Consider the following 9,542-nt stretch of genomic DNA (forward strand, 5'->3'; position numbering starts at 1 on the left):
CGGCAGGACCGCCGTCACCCTGCTGGTCAACCAGATCGACGGCGGCTCGGTGACCGCCGAGGAGCTGCTGTTCGAGCCGGAACTGGTCGTACGCGGCTCCACCGGCCCGGCCAGGTCGCGCGACTAATCGCGGCGCTCTAGCGGCCGACGGGCGTGGGAAGCCGTACGGCCTCGGCCCCACGCCCGTCGCGGCGTCCGCCCGTGCCGCCGGGCTTTGCCGCGGCGTCCCGCGCCGCGCCCATCCCCACTGGCCGGTGACCTCGCGTGCCTGCCCTCGTCCAGACCCGGTCGCGCCCGCTGTGGACCTCAGCTGCCGCCTGCACCGAAGTCGTGTGACGTCAAGGTGACAGACCTGTTACCGCCATGGTCACTGTCACTTTTTTGCATCATGCACGTTGGACTCTTGCTGGCAAATGTCTGTCTCTATATGTTGCTCCCAACCGGTCAACGAAGCTGTACCAGAACTTGGGCCTCGTAGTCGGGGGCAGTCCAGGAGGGAACATCCATGAAACCCCGCAACCTTGCGATCCTGCTGAGCGCAGGGATCGCGTTCGCCGCCGCCGGATGCGGCAGCGACGCCGGCAGCACCCCTGACGCGAAGTCCTCGCAGGGCTCAGCGGCCTCCGGAGCCGCCGCCGCGCCGGTGACGATCACCGTCGGCTGCAAGCCCCCGAAGAACAACCCGAAGGAAGCCGCACAGTGGGACGCGGACGTCGCGGCGTTCCAGAAGCCGCACCCGGACATCACGGTCGAGGGCAAGGACGCCTTCCCGTGCATCGTGCCGGAGACGTTCCAGGCCAAGCTGGCCGGCGGGGAGATGGAAGACGTCTTCTACGTCTACTACACCGACGTCCAGAAGATCATCGCGGCCGGCCAGGCGGCGGACATCACGCCCTACCTCGACAGCGTGCCCGCCCTGAAGAACATCCGCCCCGACGTCATCAGCGTCTTCAAGAGCGGTGACAAGGTGTACGGCCTGCCGAGGGTCAACTACTCGACCGGCCTGGTCTACAACCGCAAGCTGTTCACCCAGGCCGGGCTGGACCCCGACCAGCCGCCGAAGACCTGGGCCGACGTACAGGCCGCCGCCAAGAAGATCGCAGCGCTCGGCCCCGGCTACGTCGGGTACGGCGAGTACAGCGCCGGCAACACCGGCGGCTGGCACTTCACCTCCTCGATCTACGGCCGGGGCGGCGACATCGTGACCCCGGACGGCAAGAAGGCCGCCTTCAACAGCCCGCAGGGCAAGGCCGTGCTGGAGAACCTCAAGCAGATGCGCTGGACCGACGACAGCATGGGCACCAAGCAACTGCTGCGCTGGGAGGACCTCATGCGCATGATGGGCAGCGGCAAGCTCGGCATGATGATCGGCGCCCCGGACGTGGTCAAGGAGGTCAACAACACCTTCAAGGGCAAGTTCGACGACTACGGCGTGACCGGGCTGCCGGAGGCGCAGTACTCCCTCAGCGGCGGCGACGGCTACATGTTCAACCCCAAGGCCACCCCGGAGCAGATCAAGGCCGGTCTGGCGTGGCTGGAGTACAAGTTCCTCACGCCGGGGCAGGGCCAGTTCAACTATGAGCGGGCCAAGGCCGACGGCCTGCCGGTCGGGCTGCCCGACATCGACCTGTTCGGCACCACCGAGCCCGGCACGAAGATCCAGGATCTGCGCAAGCAGTTCGCGACGGTTCCGGTCGAGCACTTCCAGCCGTACGTCGACGCCAACGCCGCCGTCCAGTTCAAGCTGGAGCCGCCGAAGGCGCAGGAGATCTACGCCGTGCTGGACACGCCGATGTCCGCGGTGCTGACCAGGCAGGACGCCAATATCGACCAACTGCTGTCCGACGCGGCGAAGAAGGTCGACAACATTCTGGCCAAGTCGAGCTGACCTCGGCCCCGGGGTGCCGGCCTGGCAGGCCGGCACCCCGGCCACGCACGATCGCGAACCGGGAGCGACAATGACCACGACCGCCGTGGCACCATCACGGCACCGCACTCCAGGGGCGGTGCGGCGCCTCGTCCGCCGCAATCTGACGGCGTACGGGTTCCTGTGCGGGGCGCTGATCTGCTTCGCGTTCTTCTCCTGGTACCCGATGGTGCGCGAGATCCTGCTCAGCTTCCAGAAGACCAACTTCGTCGGGCCGCCCGAGTGGGTGGGGCTGGACAACTTCCGCACGGTGACCGAGGACTCGGCGTTCGCCGCGGCCTGGTACAACACCGCGGCGTTCACCCTGCTCGCGCTGGTCATCGGGTACGCGGTGCCGTTCGTGCTGGCCATCGTGCTGAACGAACTGCGGCACGCCAAGGCCTACCTCAGGTTCGTCGTCTACCTGCCGGTGATGCTGCCGCCCGCGGTCGCGGTGCTGCTGTTCAAGTGGTTCTACGACCCCGGGCCCGGGCTGTTCAACCAGATACTCGCCCTGGCCCATCTGCCCGGGCTGAGCTGGCTGGACTCCACCAGCACCGCGCTGGTCTCGCTCGTGATCGTCTCGACCTGGATGAACCTCGGCACCGGCACGCTGATCTACCTCGCGGCGCTGCAGAGCATCCCGAGCGAGCTGTACGAGGCGGCGGAGCTGGACGGCGCGGGCCTGTTCAAGCGGGTCTGGCACGTCACCATCCCGCAGACCAAGCTGATCCTGCTGGTGATGCTGCTGCTGCAGATCGTCGCCACCATGCAGGTGTTCATCGAGCCGTACCTGCTGACCGGCGGCGGCCCGGAGAACGCGACGGTCACGGTCGCCTACCTGATGTACCAGTACGCCTTCAGCTTCGGGAACTTCGGCGGCGGCGGGGCGCTCGGACTGATGCTCATGATCGTGCTGATGGTGTTCTCGGCCATCTACCTGCGCGTCTCCCGGGACGACAAGATCTAGGAGTTGGCGACGATGTCGAGCAGCACCATGCGTTCGAGCGGCGGGCTCCGGCCGGACCGCCTGGCCCGGCCCGTCCCGCCGCCCGCCGGGGACCGGCCGTCCCGCCCGCCGCGCCGGCGGCCGAGAAGGGAGCCCGCGCGCCAGTTCCGCGGCCTGGTCTCCCCGCAGACGCTCAGCACCACCCGCGGTAAGATCATCTACTGGACCGTCCTGGTCACGGTGGTCGCCGGCTTCACCGCGGTCTTCGTGTTCCCGCTGTACTGGATGGTCACCAGCGCGCTGAAGTCTCCCGACGAGCTCGCCCAGATCCCGCCGACGCTGCTGCCCAGCGCGCCGGACTTCTCGGTGTACGCCGAGGCCTGGGACCAGCTCGACCTCGGCACCTTCCTGCGCAACACGGTGATCTACGCGGCCGGGGCCTGGCTGTTCACGCTGGCCATCGACGTCACCGCCGCGTACGCCCTGTCGAAGCTGCGCCCGGTGCTCGGCAAGCTGGTGCTGGCCGGGATGCTCGCCACGCTGATGATCCCGCCGATGGTGATCCTGCTGCCGGCCTACCTCACCGTGAAGGACCTGCCGATCCTCGGGTGGAACCTGATCAACACCCCGTGGGCGATCTGGCTGCCCGCCGCGGCCAACGGCTTCTTCATCTTCCTGCTCAAGCGGTTCTTCGACTCCATCCCCCGTGAGCTGCTGGAGGCGGCCGAGATCGACGGCGCGGGCCCGGCACGCATCCTGTGGTCGATCGTGCTGCCGGTGTCCCGGCCGATCATCGGCGTGGTGTCGATCCTCTCGGTGGTGAACGTCTGGAAGGACTTCGTCTGGCCGCTGCTCGTGCTGCCGGACGGCGAGAAGATGCCGATCAGCGTCGGCATCTCCTCACTGTCGGCGCAGATGCCGCAGAACGTGCTCATGGCGGCGCTGGTCATCGCCAGCCTCCCGGCGATCATCGTCTTCTTCGTCTTCCAGCGCAGCATCATGGCCGGCCTCACCGCCGGCAGCCTCAAGGGATGACCCGGCACGGCCGGACCCGGCCGCGCCGCCCACCGTGCCCGCCGTACGCCCATCGCACCCACCGCCCGGGCCGTCCACGCCGCGACCCGCGCCCGCCGGTTCTCCCGGTGAGCGCGGACGGCACACCGAACCTCTAAGGAGAGACCCCAGCATGTCCGAAACGTGGTGGCGGGGAGCCGCGATCTACCAGGTCTACCTGCGCAGCTTCGCCGACGGCAACGGCGACGGCGTCGGTGACCTGGCCGGCCTGCGGTCCCGCCTGCCCTACCTCGCGGAGCTCGGTGCCGACGCGATCTGGCTCAACCCCTGGTATCCCTCCCCGATGGCGGACGGCGGCTACGACGTGGCCGACTACCGCGACATCGACCCGTCGTTCGGCACCCTGCAGGAGGCGGAGAAGTTCATCCAGGAGGCGCACGGGCTGGGCATCAGGACGATCATCGACATCGTGCCCAACCACGGCTCCGACCAACAGGAATGGTTCAAGGAGGCGCTCGCGGCCGGGCCGGGCTCGCCCGAGCGGGCCCGGTTCTGGTTCGCCGACGGACGGGGGGACCTGCCGCCCAGCGACTGGAAGTCCATCTTCGGCGGGCCGGCCTGGACGCGGGTGCCCGACGGGCAGTGGTACCTGCACCTGTTCGCCCCCGAGCAGCCGGACTTCAACTGGACCAACCCGGAGGTGGTGGCCGAGTTCCACGACGTGCTGCGGTTCTGGTTCGACCGCGGCGTGGACGGCATCCGCATCGACTCGGCGGCCGTGCTGGTCAAGGACTTCGACAGCGTCGAGGAGTCCTACACCGACCACGACGCGGTCCACGAGATCTACCGGGGCTGGCGGCGGATCGCCGACGAGTACGGCGAGCGCATCCTGATCGGCGAGGTGTGGCTGCCCGACCAGGAGCGGTTCGCGTTGTACCTGCGTCCCGACGAGATGCACACGGCGTTCAACTTCGACTTCATGTCCCGCTCCTGGGAGGCCGCCGAGCTGCGCGAGTCGATCGACCTGACGATGGCCACGCACACCCGCATCGGCGCCCCGCCGACCTGGGTGCTGTCCAACCACGACGTGCCGCGTCCGGTGACCAAGTACGGCCGGGCGATCACGTCCTTCAGCCACGCCGACCGCAGGGACGGCATGCCGTCGGACCCGGTGCTCGGCGTGCGCAGGGCCCGGGCGGCGGCGCTGCTGGCCATGGCGCTGCCCGGCAGCGTGTACGTCTACCAGGGCGAGGAACTCGGCCTGCCCGAGGTGGACGACATCCCCGGCGAGCTGCGCCAGGACCCGATGTGGACCCGCTCCAAGCACACCGTCCCCGGGCGGGACGGCTGCCGGGTGCCGCTGCCGTGGTCGGGGGACGCCCCGCCGTACGGCTACAGCACCGGGGAGCCGTGGCTGCCGCAGCCGGCCTCCTGGAAGGACCTGACGGCCGAGGCGCAGGCCGCCGACCCGGGTTCCATGCTGTGCCTGTACCGCTCGGCGCTGCGGATCCGCCGCGCCGAACTCGGCGACGGCACGATGCGCTGGCTGGACGCGCCCGAGCACGTGCTGGCCTTCGCCCGGGAGTCCGGCCTGGCCTGCGTGGTCAACCTCGGCCCCGCGCCGGTGCCGCTGCCGGCGCACGAGAGCGTGCTGCTGGCCAGCGGCCCGCTGGAGGAGGACACCCTGCCCTCCGACACCGCCGTGTGGCTGCGCCTGCCGGAGTCCGCCCGCTGAGCGGCCCGCGTCCTGCCACGGGACCCGCCGACCGCACGTCGGCCGGCGGGTCCCGCGCTTGGGCGCGCGATGGCGGCCCGGCGCGCGCAGGTGGCCGGGCAGGCCGCGCCGGCTGTGCACGGACGGGTGACCCCGGCCCGGCCGGGACCCGCGGATGTCCGCCGGCAGACGGGCTCAGTGGCCGCCGTGGTAGGCGTGCAGGACGGCGTGGCCCTTGCCGCGGCCGATCAGCCATCGGTTGACCGGGGTGGTGAGCACGAACGCCACCGCGAGCGAGCCGGCCAGCGAGCCCCAGAACAGCGGGCTGCCGAGCCCGGCGTCCATCGCCCCGGGCACGGTGACCATGACCACGTTGTCCAGCACCTCCATCACCGCGATCGACACGGTGTCGGCCGCGAGCGCCACCTTCAGCGCCGCGCGCAGGCCGACTCCCGCGCGCAGGACGCCGCGCATGGTGAAGGCGTAGCCGAAGACGAAGGCCAGGGCGATCGACAGCACGACGGACGCGGCGTTGTGCAGGCCCGCGGCGGTGCCGATGATCATGCCGGCCACCTCGCCGACCGCGCAGCCGGTCAGGCAGTGCAGGGTCGCCTGGGCCGCCATCCCCCACGTGGCGGCGACCGGCGGGTGACCGGGCGCGCCGGGTCGTTCCCCCTGGTGCGCGGCGTGCTCCCCCGCGTGTGCGCGCTCACCACCGTGTCCGGCGTGCCCGGCGTGCTCGCCGCCGGGTGCGGCACGCTCGGCGTCCCGTCCGGCGTGGTCGTGTCCGGGCGGCACGGCGGGGACGCCTTGCGGCGGTTGACGGTGTTCGTCCATGAGACCCTCCATGGCGGCTCATAATACCCCTAGGGGGTACCTGCACAAGAGCTCACTTCTCGAAGCCGGGTGCGGCGCGCGGCGAGGGGCCATGACGCCGGGACACCAGGACGGGAGATGCCCGCCGGAACTCCGCCGATGCCCGGCCCCGGCGGCGGGTGGCGATCCGGAGACTTTTGGGTCTTGTGTAAGCATCTGTCAGCGCCTACCGTCACCTCCAAAGTTAGGAAAGTTTCCTAACAACTGACCGCCTCCCACGCAAGGAGTGATGATGCGGCGCACCGTGCCGGCCCTGGCCCTGGCAGGGCTGATCACCTTGATGCTCAACCTGCTGACCCCGGCCTCCGCCTACGCCGACACCGCCACGTTCGCCAAGACCGAGGACTGGGGCAGCGGGTACACCGCCCAGTACACGATCAAGAACACCGGCACCACCACGCTCAACGGCTGGACGATCGTGCTCGACCTGCCCTCCGGCACCACCGCCGGCGCCTACTGGGACGCGCTGCTGACCAGCAGCGGCGGCCGGTACACCTTCAAGAACCGCGAGTACAACGGGTCCCTCGCCCCCGGCGCGCAGACGACGTTCGGATTCGTGGTCAACGGCACGGGCCTCCCGAGCGGCTGCACCCTGAACGGCTCCTCCTGTGCCGGCGGGCAGAGCCCCGGCGACACCACGCCGCCGAGCGTGCCGTCCGGCCTGCGCGCCACCGGCACGACGTCCGCCACGGCCGGCCTGGCCTGGAACGCCGCCACCGACAACAGCGGCACGGTCAGGGACTACCGGGTCTACGAGGGCTCCGCCGTGGTCGCCACCGTGACCGGGACCAGCGCGACCATCAGCGGGCTCGGCGCCGCGACGACGCACACCTACGCGGTCACCGCGCGGGACGCCGCCGGCAACGAGTCGGCCAAGAGCGCGACGGTCACCGTGACCACCCAGCCGGGAAGCACCCCGGCCACTCCGGTCGCGGCCAACGGGCAGCTCCGGGTCTGCGGCACCAAGCTGTGCAACAAGAACGGCAAGCAGATCCAGTTGCGCGGCATGAGCACCCACGGCCTGCAGTGGTACCGGCAGTGCGTCACCGACGGCTCGCTGAACGCTCTGGCGACCGACTGGAACGCCGATGTCGTCCGCCTGTCGATGTACGTCCAGGAGGACGGCTACGAGACCGACCCGCGTGGCTTCACCGACCTGGTGCACCAGCTCATCGAGAAGGTGACCGCGCGCGGCATGTACGTGATCGTGGACTGGCACATGCTCGACCCGGGCGACCCGATGGACAACCTCGGCCGGGCGAAGACCTTCTTCACCGAGATCGCCCAGCGTCACGCCGCGAAGAACAACATCCTGTACGAGATCGCCAACGAGCCGAACGGGGTGTCCTGGAGCACGATCAAGAGCTACGCCGAGCAGCTCATCCCGGTGATCCGGGCGCAGGACCCCGACGGCATCGTCCTGGTCGGCACCCGCGGATGGTCGTCGCTCGGCGTGTCCGACGGCTCCACCGAGACCGAGGTGACCGGCAACCCGGTGAACGCCTCGAACATCATGTACACCTTCCACTTCTACGCCGACTCGCACGGCGGTGAGTACCTCAACGCGCTGTCCCGCGCGGCCGACCGCGTCCCGATGTTCGTCACCGAGTTCGGCACGCAGAACTACGCGGGCGAGGGCGCCAACAACTTCACCCGCTCCCAGCAGTACCTCGACCTGATGGCCACCAAGAAGATCAGCTGGGTGAACTGGAACTTCTCCGACGACTTCCGCTCGGGTGCGGTCTTCAAGACCGGGACGTGCGACGCCGGCGGCCCGTGGACCGGCACCGCGCCGCTGAAGGAGGCCGGCGTGTGGGTCCGCGACCGCATCCGCACCGCCGACGACTTCTAGCCGGCCGCCCGCCCCCAGGGGACGCGCGCCGTCCCGGTCAGCCGAACAGCCCGGTCTCCCGGCCGTCCTCGCCCACGGGACCGGGCTCCCCGGCGAGGCGGGTGTAGTACTCCACGCCGTGCACCGGCTGCCCGATGTCGTTGGACAACGCGAAATGCCCGCCCGCCACGCTGATCTGGGTGCGGTGGGCGCGCAGCGCGGCGGTCTTGGCCTCGATCTGCGCGGTGGCGTCCACCCGGGTGGTGACCTGCTCGTCGGGGACGCCGAACCCGAGGTCGGCCACCGAGTTCACCCGCTTGAAGGGGCCCGCGTCCAGGGACCGCGCAAGCTCCGACAGCGGCATCGCCGTGGCGTAGAACCGGGACGGCGTCCACGGCTCGCCCTCGCCGAAGGCCGGGTCGGCGGCCTTCTCGAACGCCCGCCACGCGACGCGGTGCGCCTGGATGTGGTCGGGGTGGCCGTAGAAGCCGTTGTCGTCGTAGGTCACGATCACCTGCGGCCGGACCTCGCGGACGATGCCGACCAGCTCGGCCGCCGCGAGGTCCACGTCGGCCTGCCAGAAGCACGCGGGATCGTCGTTGGTGGGCGCGCCCATCATGCCCGAGTCGCGCCAGCGGCCGGCCCCGCCGAGGAACCGGTGGTCGCGTACGCCGAGCGCCGCGCACGCCCGCGCCAGTTCGCCGATGCGGTGCTCGCCGAGCCGGTCGTCCCGGTCGGCCGCTAGGTGGCGCAGCTCGGGCGGGATCACCTCGCCCTCCTCGCCGAGGGTGCAGGTGACCAGGCAGACGTGGGCGCCCTCCGCGGCGTACTTGGCCATGGTGGCGCCGGTGCCGATCGACTCGTCGTCGGGATGCGCGTGGACGAAGAGAATGCGTCGATCCGGCGTCATTGCCGACCTGCCTTTCCTGGCCACGGTGTCCAACCGGGCCGGCCGAGGGTTCCCGCGTTCTGTGTGGTGGCTCCCCGCCGGCTCCCGTCTCCCGAACGGCTCAGGGCCCCCGAAATCGGGACCCTACTCCACAAAGGCGCTGGAACGAACACGGACCGGCCCGGTGGACCCACGTACCACCAGTTCCGGCTCGTACAGAAGCTCCTCGGCGGTGACCGTCGCACCCTCGATCTGGCTGACCAGCAGGGTGACGGCCGTCCTGCCCATGGCCTCGATCGGCTGGCGGACGGTGGTCAGCGGCGGGTTGGTGCAGTTCATGAACGCCGAGTCGTCGAACCCCAC

Annotated in this window: 8 protein-coding genes and 1 pseudogene; 6 read left to right on the forward strand and 3 right to left on the reverse strand. The window is 70.2% G+C overall.

Going from position 1 to position 9,542, the window contains the following annotated elements; all coding sequences use genetic code 11:
• Positions 1 to 505: 505 nt before the first annotated feature.
• From IEY93_RS01060 to IEY93_RS01075, 4 genes are all read left to right on the forward strand, one after another.
• On the forward strand, positions 506 to 1,888 hold the full coding sequence (locus IEY93_RS01060) for an ABC transporter substrate-binding protein (protein WP_189161008.1): 1,383 nt from the start codon (positions 506 to 508) through the stop codon (positions 1,886 to 1,888).
• A 70-nt stretch (positions 1,889 to 1,958) separates the two neighbouring features.
• Complete coding sequence (locus tag IEY93_RS01065) at positions 1,959 to 2,876, forward strand: carbohydrate ABC transporter permease (RefSeq protein ID WP_189161009.1); 918 nt, start codon at positions 1,959 to 1,961, stop codon at positions 2,874 to 2,876.
• Positions 2,877 to 2,888: 12 nt separating this feature from the next.
• The gene (locus IEY93_RS01070) at positions 2,889 to 3,890 is read left to right on the forward strand and encodes a carbohydrate ABC transporter permease (protein WP_229690748.1); all 1,002 of its coding nucleotides are present in this window, start codon (positions 2,889 to 2,891) and stop codon (positions 3,888 to 3,890) included.
• 151 nt (positions 3,891 to 4,041) lie between these two features.
• Positions 4,042 to 5,604: a glycoside hydrolase family 13 protein gene (locus tag IEY93_RS01075; protein ID WP_189161010.1), complete on the forward strand. Its 1,563-nt coding sequence runs from the start codon at positions 4,042 to 4,044 to the stop codon at positions 5,602 to 5,604.
• A gap of 174 nt (positions 5,605 to 5,778) precedes the next feature.
• On the opposite strand, the gene IEY93_RS01080 is transcribed toward IEY93_RS01075, so the two are convergent.
• Positions 5,779 to 6,420 carry a DUF4396 domain-containing protein gene (locus tag IEY93_RS01080; protein WP_229690749.1) on the reverse strand — a complete coding sequence of 214 codons (642 nt, stop codon included), beginning with the start codon at positions 6,418 to 6,420 and terminating at the stop codon, positions 5,779 to 5,781.
• A 319-nt stretch (positions 6,421 to 6,739) separates the two neighbouring features.
• Between IEY93_RS01080 and IEY93_RS37690 the strand changes: the two are divergent.
• Positions 6,740 to 7,057: pseudogene (locus IEY93_RS37690) on the forward strand (cellulose binding domain-containing protein); the annotation flags it as partial.
• Positions 7,058 to 7,108: 51 nt separating this feature from the next.
• The gene (locus IEY93_RS01085; protein WP_372444382.1) at positions 7,109 to 8,311 is read left to right on the forward strand and encodes a glycoside hydrolase family 5 protein; all 1,203 of its coding nucleotides are present in this window, start codon (positions 7,109 to 7,111) and stop codon (positions 8,309 to 8,311) included.
• A 37-nt stretch (positions 8,312 to 8,348) separates the two neighbouring features.
• Here the strand turns inward: IEY93_RS01085 and mshB are convergent, their stop codons facing one another.
• Positions 8,349 to 9,200 carry an N-acetyl-1-D-myo-inositol-2-amino-2-deoxy-alpha-D-glucopyranoside deacetylase gene (gene mshB / locus IEY93_RS01090; protein WP_189161011.1) on the reverse strand — a complete coding sequence of 284 codons (852 nt, stop codon included), beginning with the start codon at positions 9,198 to 9,200 and terminating at the stop codon, positions 8,349 to 8,351.
• A 123-nt stretch (positions 9,201 to 9,323) separates the two neighbouring features.
• Positions 9,324 to 9,542: substrate-binding domain-containing protein (locus tag IEY93_RS37695; RefSeq protein ID WP_229690750.1), on the reverse strand; the 219-nt coding region annotated here is incomplete at its 5' end.

The sequence above is a fragment of the Sphaerisporangium melleum genome (assembly GCF_014646695.1).
Classification (GTDB): domain Bacteria; phylum Actinomycetota; class Actinomycetes; order Streptosporangiales; family Streptosporangiaceae; genus Sphaerisporangium; species Sphaerisporangium melleum.

What these genes read in the sequence shown, in the direction of transcription:
- IEY93_RS01060 (WP_189161008.1), top strand. Translation starts at nt 506, where the DNA reads ATGAAACCCCGCAACCTTGCGATCCTGCTGAGCGCAGGGATCGCGTTC.
- IEY93_RS01065 (WP_189161009.1), top strand. Translation starts at nt 1,959, where the DNA reads ATGACCACGACCGCCGTGGCACCATCACGGCACCGCACTCCAGGGGCG.
- IEY93_RS01070 (WP_229690748.1), top strand. Translation starts at nt 2,889, where the DNA reads ATGTCGAGCAGCACCATGCGTTCGAGCGGCGGGCTCCGGCCGGACCGC.
- IEY93_RS01075 (WP_189161010.1), top strand. Translation starts at nt 4,042, where the DNA reads ATGTCCGAAACGTGGTGGCGGGGAGCCGCGATCTACCAGGTCTACCTG.
- IEY93_RS01080 (WP_229690749.1), bottom strand. Translation starts at nt 6,420, where the DNA reads ATGGACGAACACCGTCAACCGCCGCAAGGCGTCCCCGCCGTGCCGCCC.
- mshB (WP_189161011.1), bottom strand. Translation starts at nt 9,200, where the DNA reads ATGACGCCGGATCGACGCATTCTCTTCGTCCACGCGCATCCCGACGAC.